Source organism: Rhizobium sp. WCS2018Hpa-16, assembly GCF_031843705.1.
GTDB lineage: Bacteria > Pseudomonadota > Alphaproteobacteria > Rhizobiales > Rhizobiaceae > Agrobacterium > Agrobacterium tumefaciens_C.
In genome coordinates this window covers 64,554-83,071 of sequence record NZ_JAVTIX010000006.1, presented here as the reverse complement: position 1 = coordinate 83,071, position 18,518 = coordinate 64,554, and the positions used below count along the sequence as shown (strand labels likewise).

Genomic DNA, 18,518 nt, shown 5'->3' with positions numbered 1-18,518 from the left:
GGCGTCTGCTTGAATGCGCTTTCACGCCAGATGTTGGGCCATTAATCTCTATAAGTCGTAATATGAGTTGAGAGCAAATGGCAGCAATCAAGCTGCGCTCTGCCCACGCCGCCCATTCTTCGTCATCACTTTGCGTTGACTTTCGCTTATAAATCCCCCCAGAGTCGGCGCGGTCATGCAGACCGGGGGAGGGACTGATGTCCATGCGTGGTGTTTTGAAAAGCCTGTTGTTCGTTGTCGCGGCACTGACCGTTCAACCGCTCGCAGCGCAGGAAGCGACGCGCAAAGTCGTCACCACCCAGAACGGCGATTATTTCGGGTTCGATTTGCGCACGGAGCAGAATGTCTCCCTGCCGCAATGCGAAGACATCTGCATCAATGACACGTCCTGCAAGGCCTTCACCTATAATCCCAAGGTGCAATGGTGCTTCCTGAAGTCGGATTTTAACCAGCTCAACGCGTTTCCCGGTGCCGTTGCCGGTAAAGTCGTGGAGGTGGCCAGCGAGCCCGATATCGGCGCGCCGCAGAAAATCTCCTTCGTCGATGACAGCCTTTATTTGCAAGCCAGACGCCTGAAGGCTGTCCTGCCCGAAGCCGTAGACGGCCAGGATGTTGAAAGCTTGCTTTCGCTCGCCCAACAGCAGTCCGAAGCGGCCAATCTCATAGCGGCGACTGACAATTACAAGGCAGCGCTTGCGCTGGACCCGGAAGATAGCGCCGTCTGGGCCGGCCTTGCGCGCACTGCGGCCAAAGTCGAGAATAATTACGAAGTGTCGGGCCAGGCGGCAGCAGCCGCGCTCAACGCCTATTCGCTCAGCCGCACCGTGTCCGCACGGGTTGAGGCGCTCAACGCGCTGGCATTTGCGTTTGAAAAGACGCAGAGCTACCGCGCTGCCCTCAACAGCTACAAGGCAAGCCTTGCGCTTTCCGATGATTCCCAGACCCGCGCCACCTATGCTGATCTGAAAACCCGTCAGGGCTTCCGCGTCATCAACAACACGGTCGATACCGATAGTGTCAGCCCGCGTGCCTGCATCCAGTTTTCAGAGCCGCTCGTCAAACAGGGCGTGGATTATTCCTCATTCGTCACGCTGGATGGCGCAGCACCCAAGGCCATGGAGGCCAAGGGCTCCGAGATTTGTGTTGAGGGGCTGACCCACGGCCAGCGCTACAAGATCGCGCTGCGCGCCGGTCTTCCGTCTTCGGTTGAAGAGCCGCTGGAGAAGCAGGTCGATCTCGACATTTACGTGCGCGACAGATCCGGTTCGGTGCGCTTCACGGGGGAGAATTTCGTGCTTCCCGGCACAGCCCGTCGTGGCATTCCGCTTGTGTCTGTCAATGTCACCAGCGCCAATCTCAAGCTTTACCGCGTGGGAGATCGCAACATCACCGCGCTGCTCAGCAATTCACAATTCCTAACGCAGATGGATGGCTACGGCGCGGACCGCATTGAAAGCGAAATCGGCGAACTCGTCTGGCAAGGCGGCATCGATATTCAGAACGAGCTGAATAAGGATGTCGTCACAAGCTTCCCCGTGGATGAAGCCTTGCCGCAGCGCAAGCCCGGCATTTATGTCCTGACCGCCGTTCCCCCCACAACACCGGGTGAGAACTGGGATTCACGCGCCACGCAATGGTTCCTGGTTTCCGATACAGGCATCACCACCTATGCCGGAACGGATGGCCTCAATGTCTTCGTGCGTGCCTTGAGCACCGCAAAGCCGCTTGAAGGCGTCGATCTTCAGCTTTTGGCGAAGAACAATGAAATCCTCGGTTCTACCAAAACGGATGCGGATGGTCGTGCCGTGTTTTCTGCGGGGCTGATGCGCGGCACGGCGGGTCAGGCACCTGCCATCATCACGGCACGCAACGGTGCCGATGACTATGTATTCCTTGATATGACCCGCGCCGGTTTCGACCTCTCCGACCGAGGCGTCACAGGCCGCGCCGCCCCCGGTGCGCTCGATGTTTTCAGCTGGACGGAGCGCGGCATTTACCGCGCTGGCGAAACCGTGCATGCCGCAGCCTTGGCGCGGGATATCGAAGGCAATGCGGTGGAGAACCTGCCGCTTACCTTCATTTTCTCGCGCCCCGATGGCGTGGAAGACCGTCGCTTCGTGCGCAATGGCGAGGCCTTGGGCGGCTATGCCGTGGACTTCGCCTTGCAGGACAGCGCCATGCGCGGCACCTGGACGGTACGTGTTCACACGGACCCAAAAGCTGCCGCCATCAGCGAAAAATCCTTTCTGGTCGATGATTTCGTGCCGGATCGCACCGAATTCACGCTGACCAGCGATGCCAAGCAGATCGATCCGGCAGCTGATACGTCAATCAATGTCGATGGCCGCTATCTCTATGGCGCACCTGCATCCGGCCTTGAGCTTGAGGGCGAGGTTGCTCTGAAGGCAACACGCACCCGGCCGGATTACGAAGGCTATGTTTTCGGCCTCGCCGATGAGGAATCACAGGAAGAAAGCCGCACCACGCTGGATGCACTGCCGGTGCTGGATGAAGACGGCAAGGCGACATTTGATGTCTCGCTTGCCGATCTTCCGTCCACAACGCAGTTCCTGTCCGCCAACATCACCGTGCGTACGCGCGAGGCCGGTGGCCGCGCCGTGGAGCGTTCGCTGACGCTGCCGGTCAAATCGCAAACGCCGATGATCGGCATCAAGCCGCAGTTCTCAGGCGATCTCGCGGAAAATTCCATTGGTCGTTTCCACGTCATTGGCCTCAGCGCAGATGGCGTCAAGCAGCCGATGAGCGGGCTGACATGGAAGCTCATCAAGGTCGAGCGGAACTATCAATGGTACCGTCAGGGCAGTTCATGGCGTTACGAACCCGTCGTCTATACCAAGCAGGTTGAGACCGGCACCTTGTCAGTCGATGCAAACGGCGGCGAGATTTCCGTTCCTGCCACCTGGGGCCGCTACCGTCTGGAGGTCGAATCCGCAGAGGCTGGTGGACCGGCCTCGAGCGTGGAATTCGATGCTGGCTGGTTCGTCTCCGCAAGTTCGACAGAGACGCCGGACGCGCTGGAAATCGCACTCGACAAGCAAAGCTACAAAATTGGTGATACGGCCAAATTACAGGTCACATCCCGATATGCTGGCCAGTTGATGGTGGTTTCAGGCTCTGAAAAGCTGATCGCCGTCCAGAATATCGATATCGGAGAGAAGGGCGGAGAGGTCGAAATTCCCGTCACCGAAGCCTGGGGTGCTGGTTCCTACGTCACCGCAACCCTGTTCCGTCCGGGCGATGCGCAGGAAAGTCGCATGCCCATGCGCGCCATCGGCGTGAAGTGGCTGGCGGTCGATCCCGGTGAACGCAAGCTCGGCATCGCATTGGATCTGCCCAAGCAGACCCTGCCGCGTCAGGCACTGGAAATTCCCGTGCATGTCTCGGGCGCGGGCGCTGGTGACAAGGCCTATGTGACCGTTGCCGCTGTCGATGTCGGCATTCTCAACCTCACCCGTTACGAACCGCCCAAGCCCGATGAATGGTATTTCGGCCAGCGCCGTCTCGGCCTTGAAATCCGCGATATCTATGGCCGTCTGATCGATGGTTCGCTGGGTGCCACCGGGCGTCTCAGAACCGGTGGCGATGGCGGTCAGGTCGCCCTTCAGGGCAGCCCGCCCAAGGAAAAGCTCGTGGCCTTCTTTGCCGGTCCGGTTGAGCTGGATGGCGATGGCAAGGCGACGATCCGGTTCGACATTCCGCAGTTCAACGGCACAGCCCGCGTCATGGCTGTGGCCTGGACCAAGACCGGTGTCGGCCATGCGATGTCCGATGTCGTCATCCGAGACCCCGTCGTGATCACCGCCAGCGCGCCAAAATTCCTCAGCCCCGGGGATGTCTCGCAAATGCGCATCGATATCGCCAATACGGATGGCGAGGCGGGTGATTACACCCTCGGCATCGCCAGCAACATGGCGCTGACAGTCGATCAGGGTGAAGTCTCGCAGACCTTGGCCTTGCAGAAGGGCGGCAAGACATCGCTGACCGTTCCGCTGACCGGCGAGAATCCCGGCGATGGCGCCATCACGATCACGCTTGCCAATGCAAGCGGCCTGTCGCTGGAGCAGGTCTTGAACATTCCGGTGCGCCCTTCCGTGCTGCCGGTCACAACACGGCGCAACATCAAGGTCGCGCCCAATAGTACCCTCACGGTGGATGGTGCATTGCTGGCAGACAGCATGCTTTTGGGCTCATCCGTCGCGGTTAACGTCACCCGCTCGCCGGCTTTCGATGTGCCTGCATTGGTCATGATGCTCGACAAATACCCCTATGGCTGCGCCGAGCAGACAACAAGCCGCGCGCTGCCTCTGCTCTATGTTACGGAGCTGATGAAGCAGCGCGGTGGAAGCGATGATCCCGATCTGCGCAAGCGGGTGCAGGATGCGATCTATCGCGTGCTATCCTTCCAGTCTTCCTCGGGAAGCTTCGGCTTGTGGGCTCCGGGCGAGGGCGATCTGTGGCTGGATTCCTACATCACGGATTTCCTGACCCGCGCCCGCGAACAGTCCTATGATGTGCCTGAGGCCGCCATGGTACAGGCGCTAACCAATCTGCAAAATGGTCTGGCCTATGACAGCAATGTCAAGGATCGCGGCAACGAAATCGCATACTCGCTTTATGTTCTCGCCCGCAACCGCAAGGCCGCCATCAATGATCTGCGCTATTATGCGGATACGGCCTTGAAGGATTTCCCGACCCCGCTTGCCAAGGCACAACTGGCCTCGGCGCTGTCGCTCTATGGCGATGCGGCGCGGTCCAAGGCCGTCTTCGGTGCGTCCCTTTCCATGGCAGCCGCCACCACAAAGGTCAGCCTTTTGCGGTCTGATTATGGCTCGGTGCTGCGCGATAGCGCAGCGTCACTTGCGCTTGCCGCCGAAAGCCGCCCTGTGCCTGCGGTCGTGCCGCAATTGGCCAGTGCTGTTTCCAAGGCATGGGATGCGAAAGCCTATACCAGCACGCAGGAACAGGCGTGGATGCTTCTGGCCGCGCGCGCGCTGAAGGGCGAAGACAAGGACGTGAAGCTTGATATCAACGGTTCGCTGGAAACGGGCGGATATGCCAAGACCATCGTTGGCGATGATCTTCTGCAATCTCCGATCAAGATCACCAACGTGTCGAAAGATCCTGTCACGGCTGTCATCACCACGGTCGCTCCACCGGCCCAACCGCTGCCTGCGGGTGGCGATGGTTTCGAGATCACCAAGACCTATTATTCACTTGAGGGCGAAGAGGTCAATATCAGCGAAGCCACGCAGAACGAGCGTTATGTCGTGGTTCTCTCGGTCACGCCCAAGCATGATTGGCAACAGCGCATCATGCTGACAGATCTTCTGCCCTCGGGCTTTGAGATCGATAATCCAAGCCTCGTCAACAGCGCCGCTTTGTCCAACTTCGACTGGTTGCCGGAAACCGAGGCAGCCCATACCGAATTCCGCTATGACCGTTTTGTCGCCGCCTTTGATCGCACGGCTGGCGAAAGCGACGATATCACACTGGCCTATGTGGTTCGCGCCGTCACACCCGGCACCTATGACAACCCGGCGGCATCGGTGGAAGATATGTACCGTCCGCAATTCTCGGCCCGCACGGCCACCGGCCGCATGGAGGTTAGCGCGGCGCAGCAATGATCAGGTGGCGGGCATTCATTGGCGGATTCGTGGTCGCAGCAGCGCTGACCGGCGCTGCGGTTTACGGGCTCGACCGTCTGGACCGCGCCTTTCCGCCACCTTTGCTAAACGCCCGCGTGGTCTCGCAGGAACTGCTGGATAAAGACGGCAAGCTGCTTCGAGCCTTCGCCACGCCTGAGGGGCGCTGGCGGCTCCACACGAGTGCCGCCGATGTTGATCCGCAATTTGTGAAAATGCTGGTCGCCTATGAGGATCAGCGGTTCTTCGAGCATGGCGGCGTGGATTTTCAGGCGCTGGCACGCGCCGGATGGCAGTTGCTCACCAATGGCCGCATCGTCTCGGGCGCATCGACCCTGTCCATGCAGGTTGCGCGGTTGATCGAGCCGCGTGCCGACCGTTCACTCAGCGCCAAGCTGCTCCAGATGGTGCGCGCCATCCAGATCGAGCGGCGGCTGACGAAGAGCCAAATTATCGACCTCTATCTCAACATCGCGCCCTATGGCGGCAATCTGGAAGGTGTCAGGGCCGCGAGCCTCGCGTGGTTCGGCAAGGACCCGCGACGGCTTGAAACGGCTGAAGCTGCCCTTCTCGTCGCACTTCCGCAATTACCGGAAAAACGCCGGCCGGATCGTTACCCGCAAGCCGCAAAACAGGCGCGGGAGCGGGTGCTGCAACGTCTTGCCGTTTCCCAAGTCGTGGGAGAAGGCGAGGCGGCGCGGGCTTCTATCGCCGCCATTCCTGCAAGGCGCATAGACCTGCCGGCTTATGCTCCGCATCTCGCGCAAGCGGCCCGCGCCAAATTTCCAACGTCCGTCACCATAGGCTCGACGCTGCGTCTGCCCATTCAAAAAGAGCTTGAAGATCTGGCACGCCGTTCGGCTGAAAAGCTGGGCGACAGGGTTTCCGTCGCCATTGTCATGGCAGACAGCACGACGGGAGACATCATAGCCGAGGTCGGCTCGTCCGATTTTCTTGACAGTTCCCGCCGGGGTTGGGTGGAAATGTCGCGCGCCGTGCGCTCACCCGGCTCGACGCTGAAACCCTTCATCTATGGTCTGGCTTTCGAGAACGGCCTCATCGCGCAGGAAACCGTCATCGAAGATCGCCCGGCGGATTTTTCCGGCTATCGTCCGCGCAATTTCGACATGCAATATCAGGGCGATGTCAGCATTCGCCAGGCACTGCAACTTTCCCTCAACGTGCCATCGGTGCGCCTGCTGGATGCCGTCAGCCCCGCCGCTTTGATGGTCCGCTTTCGCCGCGCCTCGGTTAAGCTCACCCTGCCAAAGGCCGAGGCTCCGGGTCTGGCCATTGCGCTCGGCGGTGCCGGTCTTTCCCTTGTTGATCTCGTGCAGCTTTACGCAGCCCTTGCCAGTGGCGGGCAGCCGGTGACGCTGGGGGATGGAATTCGCAGTCTGCCAGAGGTGCTATATGGCGATCCGCTGTTTTCGAAGGCGGCCATCTGGAACATCACCGATATTCTCTCCGACGTTCTGCCGCCGCTCGGCATGAAGCAGCGCGGCATCGCCTACAAGACCGGCACCAGCTATGGCTACCGCGACGCATGGTCGGTTGGTTTTGATGGCCGTTATGTCATTGGCGTCTGGGCAGGGCGGGCCGATAATGGCTCGGTTCCCGGCCTTGCGGGCTATGTCTCAGCTGCGCCCATCCTGTTCGAGGCATTCGCGAAATCCGGCGTCGCCATCACGCCCTTTCCCGCGCCACCATCTGGCACAACACGGCTTGCCTATCGTGATCTTCCGGCAAACCAGCGCCGCTTCAGCGTCACCAGCAGCGGTCTTTTATCCACATCGCGGCGCGAAGCCTCGCCGCAAATCGTCTATCCGCCGGAGGGCGCGCGCATTGAACTGACAAGCCAGAGCGGCAGCCTGTCGCCATTGGTGCTCAAACTGCAAGGAGGCCGTGCGCCGTTCCATTGGCTGGCCAATGGCAAGCCGCTGCCAGAGCCATCGCGCCGCCGCAGCTCCGAATGGCTGCCGGAGGGGCAGGGTTTTTCGACACTGACGGTCATCGATGCCGATGGGCGGGCGTCAAGTGTTCGCATTTTCGTGGAGTAGGGGACGCGGGTGACACGCCGCCCTGTTCGGCGGCACATCCTTTGCTCACATCAAGCCGTGCCATCCACCAGAATGAAGGGCTGTCCCTTGGAGCACATCTCGATGCGTGCTTCCACCCGGTAGATTCGACGCAGCATGTCGCTGGTGATCACATCGCCCGTGCGGCCACTCACCGCCATCGCACCACCGGCAATCACGAGCGTGTGCTCGCAGTAGCGAAGCGCATGGTTCAGGTCATGTAGCGCGATCAGCACGATCATGCCTTGGCTGCGGGCAAGCTTGGTGATGAAATCGAGCACCTCCACCTGTCTGTGCAGGTCCAGCGCCGAAGTCGGCTCGTCCATCAGCAGCACTTCCGGTTTGCGCACCAGTGCCTGCGCCAGCGAAACCAGCTGGCGTTGTCCGCCAGACAATTCGCCAAGGCCCCGGAAGGCCAGTTCGCCGATGTTGAGCGCCTTCAAAATGGCGTCGATTTCCGCCAGCTCATCATCATGCACCTTCCAGCTACTGCCCTGCTTGGCAGACAGAAGAATGGATTCGTAGACCGTCAGAACCGCATTGGCACCCGTATCCTGCGGCATGTAACAGATGGTGCGCGGGCCTTTGTCCGTCTGCGACAAAGTCACGACGCCGGGGCCTTTGATGAGGCCCGCAATGCGCTTGAACAGGGTGGATTTTCCAGCCGCGTTGGGGCCGATCACGGCAGTCACGCTTCCGGCTTCCAGCATGTCCATGGTGACATCGGCCAGCACCGTGACTCGCCCGTATTTGGCGCCAACATCCTGAAGGGCAAGGGCTACCATGAGCGTCTCCTGTTGGAGAAGATGAGGACAAAGAAGAAGGGCACACCGACCAGTGCGGTGATGACGCCGATGGGCAGAATAGCACCGGGGATCAGCACCTTGCTGACCACCGATGTGACAGACAGCAGCAGCGCACCGCAAATGACGGAACCGGGCAGGAAGAAGCGCTGGTCTTCACCCACCACCATGCGGGCAATATGCGGACCAACAAGGCCGATAAAGCCGATGGTGCCGACGAAGGAAACGGGGATGGATGCCAGTAGGCTGACTGTGAGCATGGTGTGCAGCCGCAGGCGGCGCACATTGATGCCCATGCTCGCGGCCTTGTCATCGCCCAGACGCAAAGCCGTCAGTGCCCAGGCGTTTTTCATGAACAGCGGAACGGTCAGCACCAGAATGGCGGCGGTCACATAGACCTTGGCCCATGTGGCCTTTGTCAGGCTGCCCATGGTCCAGAACACAACGGCGGCCAGCGCCTGTTCCGATGCCAGATATTCCAGCATGGAAAGAGCGGCGTTGAAGGTAAACACCAGCGCGATGCCCAGAAGCACAATGGTCTCCACGGTCACGCCGCGCATGGTCGATGCGAAATGAATGAAGAGAGCCGCGACCATGGCCATGACGAAGGCATTGATGGGCACCATATATTCGACCGCACCGGGAAAAAGCGCGACGCCACCGACCAGCGCAAGGGCGGCACCAAAGCTGGCGGCCGCGGAAATGCCCAGGGTAAACGGGCTTGCCAGCGGGTTGGCCAGAATGGTCTGCATCTGCGCGCCTGCGACTGAAAGCGATGCGCCGACTGTGACTGCCATCAGCGCAATCGGCATGCGAATGTCCCAGATAACGACGCGCAACTGGTTGGCGACGCCCGTGGGATCAAGGATTGCGCTGACGACTTGCGAGAGCGTATAGCGTGCCGGGCCAAGCGCCATATCCGTTGCAAGGCTGAGACACAGGGCAACAACCAGCCCGATCAGGATCAGAATGCGCCGGGCGGCAAGGGCGCGATATTGCGCGCCACCTGTCTTCTCAGCCACGGTTTCCACGATGGATGCCATTTAGTGTGCGCCTTCCAGTGAAACGAAATAGCCCGGCTTGTAGGTAACGGGCAGGAATTTTTTATGAAATTCCTCGAAGTTCTTTTCCGGGTCGAGGTCTGCAAATAGCTCAGGATGGAACCATTTGGCAAATTGCTGGATCGGCGCGAATTCATAAGGCGCGCCATAAAACTGGTGCCACACGGCGTGGACATGGCCCTTCTTCACGGCATCCAGCTCTGAAAACGGGGTGCGCTCCATCAGCTTTGCCAGCCTCTGGCGCGAAAGCGCCATGTCGGCACCGCGCCCTGCCGGGACGAACTGGTTGATATCGGATTCGGCTGCCCAGTTGGAGCCGGTAACGATGACATGCTCGGGATTGGAGACAACAAGCTGCTCTGGGTTCAGATCGCCGAACGTTGTCTTGAAGACTTCGGAGCCGATGTTCTTTCCGCCGGCCTCATCGATCATCTGGCCGAAATTGGCCGGGCCAAATGTGCGGCAGCAGTTGTTTTCGCCTGATATGCCCGGTGCGCGTTCAATGAAGACGACGGGGCGCTTGAGGTCTTTGACGGAAGCCAGCCGGTCGGTGACCAGCGCGATCTGGTCTTTGCGGTAGGCAAGGAATTCTTCCGCGCCGCGCTCGGCACCGAAGATCTGGCCGAGGGTGCGCACCGAGTTTTCGCTGTTCTTTTCAGGGTTGAGGCGGAAATCCAGATAGACGACCTTGATGCCCGCGGCGGCTGCCTTTTCTTCAAGGCCGCTTTCCTTGGCACCCTTTTCCGCTTCAAGATTGAGCGTCAGCACATCAGGCGAAAGCGCAATGGCTTTCTCTAGGCTGAAATCGCCCTGCGGAATATAGCCGAAGCGCGGCAGATCTGCGATCTGCGGGAAGCGCTCGACATAGGCCTTGTAGCTATCCGGGTCCTTCGTCAGAAAATCATCGCGCCAGCCGACAATGGTGTCGAATGTCTTGTCGCCCTTGAGCGCCGCAATAACGTGGATCTGTCGTGCTTCACCAACAATGACGCGCTTGGCAGGCAGGTCGATATCGACCTTGCGACCGGCAGCGTCGATAATCTCTGCTGAAAGCGCAGGTGTTGCGATGAGCGCGATGGCGAGGGCTGGGATCCGCGTGAGCATGGTGCGGGACATGGTCACTCCTTTTCGATCTGGAAACGCAATCGGCAAGGCCCTGTCGTCAGGCCTTGCCTTGATGCTGGACAGCGCTCCTCCTTCGCCGTCCCCGGTTTTACTTGTCGTCCTTCAGGGACACGAAGTAGCCGGGCTTGTAGTCAAGCGGCAGGAAGCGGGCATGCAGTTCCTTGAAGGTTGCTTCAGGATCGAGATCCTTGAACAGCTCAGGGTGCAGCCACTTGGCAATTTCCTGAATGGCCACGAACTGGTACGGATTGTTGTAGAACTGGTGCCAGATGGCGTGGACATTGCCGTCTGCAACCGCCTTGACGCCGGTAAAGGCAGGGCGCTTGGTCAGGTTTTCCAGCTTGCGGCGTGCTTCTTTCAGGTCTGCACCATAGCCAACGCCCACCCAGTTGCCGCCGGGAACATAGGCTTCCCACTTGCCACCGGTGATGATGATCTGGTCAGGGTTGGATGCGATGATCTGCTCTGGATTAACAGTGCCGAACGTGCCGGGAATGATGCCCTTGGCCATGTTGATGCCACCGGCGAGTTCGACCATCTTGCCAAAATTCTCGTTGCCGAAAGACATGCAGCAATCTTCGGAATATCCACCGGCGCGCTCAACGAAAACGACGGGGCGCTTTGGATTTTCTTTTGCCAGAACGTCGGTGACGCGGCTGATGCTGTCTGCACGGAACTTGATGAAGTCTTCGGCAACATCCGACTTGCCCATCAGCTTGCCCATGACGCGCATGCTTGGCTCTGTGTTTTCCATCGGCTTTTCACGGAAATCGACGTAAACCAGGGGAATGCCGACCTTGCCAAGCTTTTCGATGTAGCCGGCTTCTTCCGTTGCGGTCTTGGCATCGATGTTCATCAGAATGACATCGGGCTTCAGCGCAACGGCCTGTTCTATATCGAATGTACCGTCCTTCATGCCACCGAATGTCGGCAGTTTGGCGATCTCTGGGTATTTTGCGAGATAGGCTTCGTAGGACTCAGGGTCTGCTTTTGGCAGGTCATCGCGCCAGCCAACAACGTGCTCGAAGGGGTTGTTCTTGTCCAGCGCGGCCAGGAAGTAGATCTGGCGGCCTTCGCCCAGAATGACGTGCTTTACCGGGACATTGACCTCGACATCGCGACCGGTCACATCCTTGACCGTTACCTTTTCGGCAAAGGCGGGCAAGACGGTTGAAACGAGAAGACCCATTGCAAGAATGGCGGATTTGCCTCTAATGCGCATCGAAATTGTTCTCCGGTAAAAACTGTTTGCGCTTTATGGTTTTATGATTGCAATAGTCAAGTTTTATCTTTTAGACAGTTTCTAAGGCAGAGATTTGGGAAGACGGAAATGGTAACGGGCGCTAACAAATACGGTAACAATTTCAGCCTGCGCGATGAGATCAAGGCCTATTGGTCCCAGCGCGCCCCGACCTTTGATCTTTCTCCCGGCCACGAAATTTTCTCCGAGGAAGAGCGCGCCGCATGGCATCGTCTTGTGGAAAAGCATCTTGGGCGCGGCGAGGGCAGAACTGCGCTCGACCTTGCCTCCGGCACCGGCGTCATCTCGCATCTGATGGATGATCTGGGTTACCGCGTCACCGGGTTGGACTGGGCAGAGCCCATGCTGGAGCGCGCCAAGGCCAAAGCGGCAAGCCGAAACCGCAGCATCACATTTCGCATGGGCGATGCGGAGAACACCATGGAGCCTGAGAACGCTCATGATGTCATCATCAACCGTCATCTGGTCTGGACATTAGTGGACCCGCAGGCGGCATTTACGGAATGGCTGCGGGTGTTGAAGCCCGGCGGCAAGGTGCTGATCGTTGATGGGGATTTCGTCAATGCGAGCACCACCGAAAAGCTGCTGAAGAAACTCGCTGCCTGGCTGCAAAAATACGGCGTGTTGAAAGCCGATCCGTTGCATGCCACGGCAGAGATGATGGGTATTCACAACTCTATCCTGTCACGTGTCTATTTTTCTCAAGGCGCGCGGGCCGAGGCGGTCGCGGCACTTTTGCGTGAGGCGGGTTTTGAAAATGTCGTCATCGATACCGATCTTCGCGCCATCCATAAAACTCAGGCGAAGAACTGGAATATGCTGAAAGCAGCAGCCAGAGGCATCCAGCACCGCTTCGCCATTTCGGCAAGCAAGCCGGGCTGACCGATAATCGGACAGGGTAAATCGTCACGCGGCGCAGGAGCGCCCGTGATCTGCTTTCATCAAACCGGAAGAGCACACGCAAATGCGGTGATGTCTCTGGTCTGTATGGCTGTCTGGCGTCCGCATTTGCGTGGCCATTGCTCTTTTCGGTGTTTCAAAGGTGGAACGACCGGGCCGGGGCGTTAATGACCCAGTCCAGCCGTTTGTATTTCGCTCCAATGGGTTTTGCGCTGCGCGTTCGAGACCCGGAATAGCATCACGGTCAAGCGGTCCAACCCATTGGCTGCCTCAATCGACGCCTTGTTTCCCGACCGCACGTTCCGGTCTGGCATCAACACGCCACTTCTCTCACCAACCGTGGCTCGCGATCCACTTAGGCTTTGAGAAGCTGGGAGATTGTAGGCTCGGGTCGGGGGAAGATTGAGAAACTTTTTTTCGAGTTTTTGCAAATTTCTATCAAGCCATTGATTGGCCGAAGATATTTTTCATTCGAGGCAAAACGGCCGGACTGCGCAACACCCCGGCCTGTTCTCGCAAACCTTAGAGTTTGACCCAGTTGCCGTTCTGCTTCGAAGAGGCGATGCAGGCCTCCACGAAGGCCACGCCTTTGACGCCATCATCGATGGTTGGGTAGTGCACGGCGCTATCCAACGCCGTGCCGTCGCGGCGCGCCTGAATGGCGTTGGCGGCTTCGGTGTAGATCGTGGCAAAGGCTTCGAGATAGCCTTCCGGGTGACCGGATGGAATACGGCTGACGCGACCTGCTGCGGCCCCGGCCCCGGCACCACCACGGGTAATGAGCTGCTTCGGCTCACCCAGCTTTGTGAACCAGAGATAGTTCGGATCGGCCTGCGTCCACTCGATACCAGCCTTGGTGCCATAGATGCGCACCTTGAGGCCGTTTTCGTTGCCGACTGCCACCTGGCTGCACCACAGAAGGCCCTTGGCCGGTGCCTTGCCCTGTGCAGCCTTGAAGCGCAGCATCACATGGGCATTATCGTCAAGACGACGGCCTTCCACGAAGGTGTGCACATCGGCTGCCAGCTCATCGGCTTCAAGACCGGACATGAAGCAACCGAGATTATAGGCGTGTGTGCCGATATCCCCTGTCGATCCACCTGCACCCGATTGCGCCGGGTCCGTGCGCCACACGGCCTGTTTGGCTCCGGTCTGTTCCACAGGTTCGGCCAGCCAATCCTGCGGATATTCCATCTGCACAAGGCGGATATCCCCCAGCGCGCCGGTTTCCACCAATTCGCGAGCATGCCGCGCCATGGGGTAGCCGGTGTAGTTATGGGTCAGAACGAAGAGGGCGTCGGCCTTGTCGGCAACCGCTTTCAGCTTCTTTGCATCTTCCAGATTGGAGGTGAGAGGCTTGTCGCAGATGACATGGATGCCCCGCTCCAGAAAGGCCTTCGCCGCCGGATAGTGCACATGGTTGGGCGTGACGATGGACACCGCCTGAATGCCATCGGGCCGCGCCGCTTCCTTTTCCGCCATCTCTTCAAACGAGCCGTAGCAGCGGTCTTCGTCCAGACCCAGTTCCAGACCTGATGCTTTGGACTTTTCAGGCGTGGAGGATAGAGCCCCCGCCACCAGTTCGAACCGGTTATCCAGCCGTGCCGCCATGCGGTGCACGCCGCCGATGAACGCGCCGGAGCCGCCGCCCACCATGCCCAGACGAATGCGCGCATTGGCCTTGTCGGTCGTTTTTCCTTCGATCGTCATTGTGTCTCCTGCAAATTACGAGAGGCCGAGCATGCGGCGGTTGGCGGCATCGTCGGTGCCTGAAGAGGCGAAGTCATCGAATGCCTTCTCGGTGACGCGGATAATGTGCGCCTTGACGAATTCGGCACCCTCCGCTGCCCCGTCTTCCGGGTGTTTCAGCGCGCATTCCCATTCTACAACGGCCCAGCCGGAGAAATCATTGGCGGTCATCTTGGAGAAGACAGCACCGAAATCCACCTGTCCATCGCCCAGCGAACGGAAGCGGCCAGCGCGGTTGACCCAGCCCTGATATCCGCCATAAACGCCCTGACGGCCAGTCGGGTTGAACTCGGCATCCTTGACGTGGAACATCTTGATCCGGTCTTTGTAGATGTCGATATTGTCGAGATAATCCAGGCATTGCAGCACGTAATGCGAGGGGTCATAGAGCATGTTGGCGCGGCTGTGGTTCTTCACCCGCTCCAGGAACATTTCGAATGTCACGCCGTCGTGCAGATCTTCGCCCGGATGGATTTCGTAGCAGACATCGACGCCCTGCTCATCGGCATAATCAAGGATGGGCATCCAGCGCTTGGCAAGCTCGTCAAAGGCGGCTTCGACCAGACCGGCGGGGCGCTGCGGCCATGGATAGATGAAGGGCCAAGCCAGCGCACCGGAGAAGGTCGCGTGGGCATCGATGCCGAGATTGCGCGAGGCTTTCAGCGCCATTTTCACCTGCTCGACGGCCCATTCCTGACGTGCCTTGGGGTTGCCGCGCACATGCGGTGCGGCAAAGCCATCGAAGGCTTCGTCATAAGCCGGGTGAACCGCCACCAGCTGACCTTGCAGGTGGGTGGAAAGCTCGGTGATCTCGACGCCGTTCTGGCGCGCGACACCGGCCAGCTCGTCACAATAATCTTTCGATTCGGCGGCCTTTTTAAGGTCAATCAACTGGCTGGCCCATGTGGGAACCTGCACGCCGAGATAGCCCTTTTCAGCCGCCCATTTGGTAATGCCGTCCCAGGTGTTGAAGGGGGCAGCATCGCCTGCGAACTGACCGAGGAATAGACCCGGCCCTTTGATCGTCTTCATGAATTCTTCCTCCTGCATCGATACAGTTGAACGGTTCAAGCCTCCGCCCGTCAACGGCGATCAAGCTAACCGCTGTTAAATTTCGTGCAACCCTGAATTCTCAGTCGGGCATGATAATTTGCATCTTGACCTCACCGGCTGGTGCCGAGGCGGCGATATCGAACGCCTTGATGCTGTCATTGAAGTCGAATGTGCGGGTAATCAGCGGCGCAACATCGATGGCACCGGATGCCAGCATATCGACGCAACGGCCAAACACATTGGCGTAACGGAAGACATGCTCGACGCGGGCCTCACGAACCTGCGCCGCCACCATGTCATAGGCCACGAGCTTGGTTGGCATGCCAACGAAAACGACGGTGCCAGCGGGGCGCAGGGCCTCAAACACCCGTGAGATGGCCGCTTCTGCGCCAGAGCATTCGAAAATCACATCGGCACCCCAGCCGGCGGTCGATTTCAGCACCTTCTCGGCGAGGTTGTCCTCGCGCACATTGACCGTTTCGACAGGACCGAGGGAGCGGGCCATATCCAGTTTCACAGGGTCGACATCTGATACGATGACGCGGGCGCAACCGGCGGCAAGGGCTGCCAGCACGGTGACGAGGCCGATGGGGCCGGCACCGATGACGACGGCGATATCGCCCGGCTTGACCTTGGCCTGCGTTGCCGCCTGAACACCAACCGCCAGCGGCTCCACCATTGCGCCCGCTGCAAAGGACACATTGTCAGGCAATTTGAACGTATAGGCGGCGGGATGCACGACGGATGCTCTGAGCACTCCATGCACGGGCGGCGTTGCCCAGAAGCGCACGGCGGGATCGAGATTATAGTGGCCGATGCGGCTGGCGCGGCTGATGGGGTCGGGAATGCCCGGCTCCATGCAGACGCGGTCGCCGACAGAGAGGTTCGTCACGCCGGAACCCACCTCGGTCACCGTGCCGGAGGCCTCATGGCCGAGAATCATCGGCTCACGAACCACGAAATTGCCGATAGCGCCGTGGGTGTAATAATGCACGTCGCTGCCGCAGATGCCGACGGTGTGGATGGCAATGCGCACATCATGCGGTCCGACCTGTTCTTCCAGCGGGAAGGGCCGCAGCGAAAGCTTGCCCAACTCCTCTAGAACGAGCGCGCGCTCCTCACCCGTGCCCGATATTCCTTGCGACTGCATGCGGTCCTCCTCGACCTTAAACGTCCATTTGCGGTAACAAAACCGGGAACTGCATCAATAAGCAAGGTCGAAAAGAAACTTTTCCGACGCCTACCGGTTTGCCTGACTTGGTTATCAACCGGGAGAATGAGACATGTTAATGACGAGACGCGCCGTTATGGCCGCCACAGCAGCAACCGCTGCCGCCGCCACGCTTTCCGCTCCATCCATTGCAAAGGCCGCACTTCCGCTGAAACAGCCAGCCTTGCCGTTCGCAGAAGACGCTCTCGCCCCTCATATCTCCGCCAAGACAATTTCGTTGCACTATGGCAAGCATCACAAGGCCTATTTCGACAAGCTGAACACGCTGGCAAAAGACACGTCCTATGCCGACATGGAGTTGGAGCAGATCGTCAAAAGCGCAGCCGGAAAGGGTGCTGACAAGAAGATTTTCAACAATGCGGCACAGGCCTGGAACCATGTGGTTTACTGGGAGCAGTTTACTCCCGGCGGTCCGAACCGGCCCGAGGGCAAGGCAGCCGATGAGATCAACGCCGCATTTGGCGACTACGGCAAATTCATTGAGAAAGCCGTTGCCACATCGGACGAGGTCTTTGGCACCGGTTGGGTATGGCTGACCCGTGATGATGAGAATAAGCTGGCGCTTGTGGGATATGAGGATGGCAACAACCCTGTCGCCGTTGGCCGCCCTGCCTATCTCGGCATCGATATCTGGGAACATGCCTATTATGTGGATTACGAAAACCGCAAACCCGCACACATCAAGGCCGTGCTGGAAAATCTCGTGAACTGGCGCATCGTAGGTGAGAAAATGTCAGCCGCGTGAAATGCTTACAGCTTGGCAGGCATCAAGGGCGCGGTTTCAATCCGCGCCTTTTTCGTTTTACTCGGCATGCATGACGCTGATCGTCCCATCACGCGCAAGCCTTGCGGCAGACAGCCGACCCGTCATGAAAGCGCCGGTATCGACATTCAGGCGGTTGTCTGAAAGGGCAACCGTTCGCACAGGCGTGTGACCATGAACGGTGAGAAACAGGTTGTCTGCGCCTGTCCCGACCTGGTCTTTTGGCCGTATCCATAAAAGATGCTTGTCCTCCTGCCGTTGCAAGGGGACGCCGTTCACCACGCCCGCATGCACGAAGCAGAAGCCCGGAACGGCCAGAAGCGATGGCAATTCGGTGAGAAACGCCACATGGCTTGCCGGAATGGCCTCCTGCACCAGCGCCTTCAGCCTGCGCCGGTCTTCCGGAAGTTCCGGAATGCCATAGGAGCGCAAGGTTTCCACGCCGCCAAATTGCAGCCATAGATGATCCAGACGCGGATCATCGAGAAAGTCCAGCATGGTTGCTTCATGGTTGCCTGCAAGGCAGAAGCGTTCAATATCCCCCGTCAACGGCTTCATCAGCTCATCGATAACGCCGCAAGATTTCGGGCCGCGATCAACATAGTCACCCAGCATCACGATCCATTTTGAGCCATGCTGCTGGGCAGCATCGCTCAGGATCTTGTGTTGCAGCCGCTCCAGTTGGTCGAGGCACCCATGCACATCACCAACCGCGTAGATGACATCGGGCCTTTCGTGCGAAAACAGCTTCCGGCGCATTTCGGTGGCTGGCATGGTGAGCGGAACGTCCTTGCGGTGATGGATGGGTGCGAATATTAGTATGCAGGTATG

The 18,518-nt window shown here is 59.0% G+C and carries 12 protein-coding genes; 4 read left to right on the top strand and 8 right to left on the bottom strand.

The window, feature by feature from the left end:
- Positions 1 to 197: 197 nt before the first annotated feature.
- Both RQI55_RS17310 and pbpC read left to right on the top strand, forming a co-directional pair.
- Entirely contained in the window at positions 198 to 5,645 is a 5,448-nt protein-coding gene (locus tag RQI55_RS17310) for an alpha-2-macroglobulin family protein (protein WP_311273008.1), read from the top strand.
- Complete coding sequence (gene pbpC / locus RQI55_RS17305) at positions 5,642 to 7,723, top strand: penicillin-binding protein 1C (RefSeq protein ID WP_311273007.1); 2,082 nt, start codon at positions 5,642 to 5,644, stop codon at positions 7,721 to 7,723. The genes RQI55_RS17310 and pbpC overlap by 4 nt, the downstream gene beginning before the upstream one ends.
- 50 nt (positions 7,724 to 7,773) lie before the next feature.
- Here the strand turns inward: pbpC and RQI55_RS17300 are convergent, their stop codons facing one another.
- From RQI55_RS17300 to RQI55_RS17285, 4 genes are all read right to left on the bottom strand, one after another.
- Positions 7,774 to 8,526, bottom strand: a complete 753-nt coding sequence (locus RQI55_RS17300) for an ABC transporter ATP-binding protein (RefSeq protein WP_311273006.1) — start codon at positions 8,524 to 8,526, stop codon at positions 7,774 to 7,776.
- Complete coding sequence (locus RQI55_RS17295; protein ID WP_311273005.1) at positions 8,520 to 9,587, bottom strand: iron ABC transporter permease; 1,068 nt, start codon at positions 9,585 to 9,587, stop codon at positions 8,520 to 8,522. Before RQI55_RS17295 ends, RQI55_RS17300 begins: the two co-directional genes overlap by 7 nt.
- Entirely contained in the window at positions 9,588 to 10,721 is a 1,134-nt protein-coding gene (locus RQI55_RS17290; protein WP_311273004.1) for an ABC transporter substrate-binding protein, read from the bottom strand.
- Positions 10,722 to 10,818: 97 nt separating this feature from the next.
- Positions 10,819 to 11,952 (bottom strand): ABC transporter substrate-binding protein, encoded by a 1,134-nt coding sequence (locus tag RQI55_RS17285; protein ID WP_042616901.1) that lies wholly within the window; start codon positions 11,950 to 11,952, stop codon positions 10,819 to 10,821.
- 108 nt (positions 11,953 to 12,060) lie between these two features.
- On the opposite strand from RQI55_RS17285, the gene RQI55_RS17280 reads away from it, so the two are divergent.
- Positions 12,061 to 12,873, top strand: a complete 813-nt coding sequence (locus RQI55_RS17280; RefSeq protein WP_311273003.1) for a methyltransferase domain-containing protein — start codon at positions 12,061 to 12,063, stop codon at positions 12,871 to 12,873.
- A 540-nt stretch (positions 12,874 to 13,413) separates the two neighbouring features.
- On the opposite strand, the gene RQI55_RS17275 is transcribed toward RQI55_RS17280, so the two are convergent.
- From RQI55_RS17275 to RQI55_RS17265, 3 genes are all read right to left on the bottom strand, one after another.
- Complete coding sequence (locus RQI55_RS17275) at positions 13,414 to 14,601, bottom strand: Gfo/Idh/MocA family protein (RefSeq protein ID WP_192066208.1); 1,188 nt, start codon at positions 14,599 to 14,601, stop codon at positions 13,414 to 13,416.
- Positions 14,602 to 14,616: 15 nt separating this feature from the next.
- A complete protein-coding gene (locus RQI55_RS17270) occupies positions 14,617 to 15,672 on the bottom strand; it encodes a sugar phosphate isomerase/epimerase (protein WP_311273002.1) in 1,056 nt (351 codons plus the stop codon).
- 100 nt (positions 15,673 to 15,772) lie between these two features.
- Positions 15,773 to 16,843: an NAD(P)-dependent alcohol dehydrogenase gene (locus RQI55_RS17265; RefSeq protein ID WP_311273001.1), complete on the bottom strand. Its 1,071-nt coding sequence runs from the start codon at positions 16,841 to 16,843 to the stop codon at positions 15,773 to 15,775.
- A 133-nt stretch (positions 16,844 to 16,976) separates the two neighbouring features.
- On the opposite strand from RQI55_RS17265, the gene RQI55_RS17260 reads away from it, so the two are divergent.
- Positions 16,977 to 17,669, top strand: a complete 693-nt coding sequence (locus tag RQI55_RS17260) for a superoxide dismutase (RefSeq protein WP_311273000.1) — start codon at positions 16,977 to 16,979, stop codon at positions 17,667 to 17,669.
- A gap of 57 nt (positions 17,670 to 17,726) precedes the next feature.
- On the opposite strand, the gene RQI55_RS17255 is transcribed toward RQI55_RS17260, so the two are convergent.
- Positions 17,727 to 18,461: a metallophosphoesterase family protein gene (locus RQI55_RS17255; RefSeq protein WP_311272999.1), complete on the bottom strand. Its 735-nt coding sequence runs from the start codon at positions 18,459 to 18,461 to the stop codon at positions 17,727 to 17,729.
- Between the last annotated feature and the right edge of the window lie 57 nt (positions 18,462 to 18,518).

Excerpts from the sequence above, each read along its gene's own strand:
- RQI55_RS17310 (WP_311273008.1), top strand. The coding sequence starts at position 198 with ATGTCCATGCGTGGTGTTTTGAAAAGCCTGTTGTTCGTTGTCGCGGCA.
- pbpC (WP_311273007.1), top strand. The coding sequence starts at position 5,642 with ATGATCAGGTGGCGGGCATTCATTGGCGGATTCGTGGTCGCAGCAGCG.
- RQI55_RS17300 (WP_311273006.1), bottom strand. The coding sequence starts at position 8,526 with ATGGTAGCCCTTGCCCTTCAGGATGTTGGCGCCAAATACGGGCGAGTC.
- RQI55_RS17295 (WP_311273005.1), bottom strand. The coding sequence starts at position 9,587 with ATGGCATCCATCGTGGAAACCGTGGCTGAGAAGACAGGTGGCGCGCAA.
- RQI55_RS17290 (WP_311273004.1), bottom strand. The coding sequence starts at position 10,721 with ATGTCCCGCACCATGCTCACGCGGATCCCAGCCCTCGCCATCGCGCTC.
- RQI55_RS17285 (WP_042616901.1), bottom strand. The coding sequence starts at position 11,952 with ATGCGCATTAGAGGCAAATCCGCCATTCTTGCAATGGGTCTTCTCGTT.
- RQI55_RS17280 (WP_311273003.1), top strand. The coding sequence starts at position 12,061 with ATGGTAACGGGCGCTAACAAATACGGTAACAATTTCAGCCTGCGCGAT.
- RQI55_RS17275 (WP_192066208.1), bottom strand. The coding sequence starts at position 14,601 with ATGACGATCGAAGGAAAAACGACCGACAAGGCCAATGCGCGCATTCGT.
- RQI55_RS17270 (WP_311273002.1), bottom strand. The coding sequence starts at position 15,672 with ATGAAGACGATCAAAGGGCCGGGTCTATTCCTCGGTCAGTTCGCAGGC.
- RQI55_RS17265 (WP_311273001.1), bottom strand. The coding sequence starts at position 16,843 with ATGCAGTCGCAAGGAATATCGGGCACGGGTGAGGAGCGCGCGCTCGTT.
- RQI55_RS17260 (WP_311273000.1), top strand. The coding sequence starts at position 16,977 with ATGTTAATGACGAGACGCGCCGTTATGGCCGCCACAGCAGCAACCGCT.
- RQI55_RS17255 (WP_311272999.1), bottom strand. The coding sequence starts at position 18,461 with ATGCCAGCCACCGAAATGCGCCGGAAGCTGTTTTCGCACGAAAGGCCC.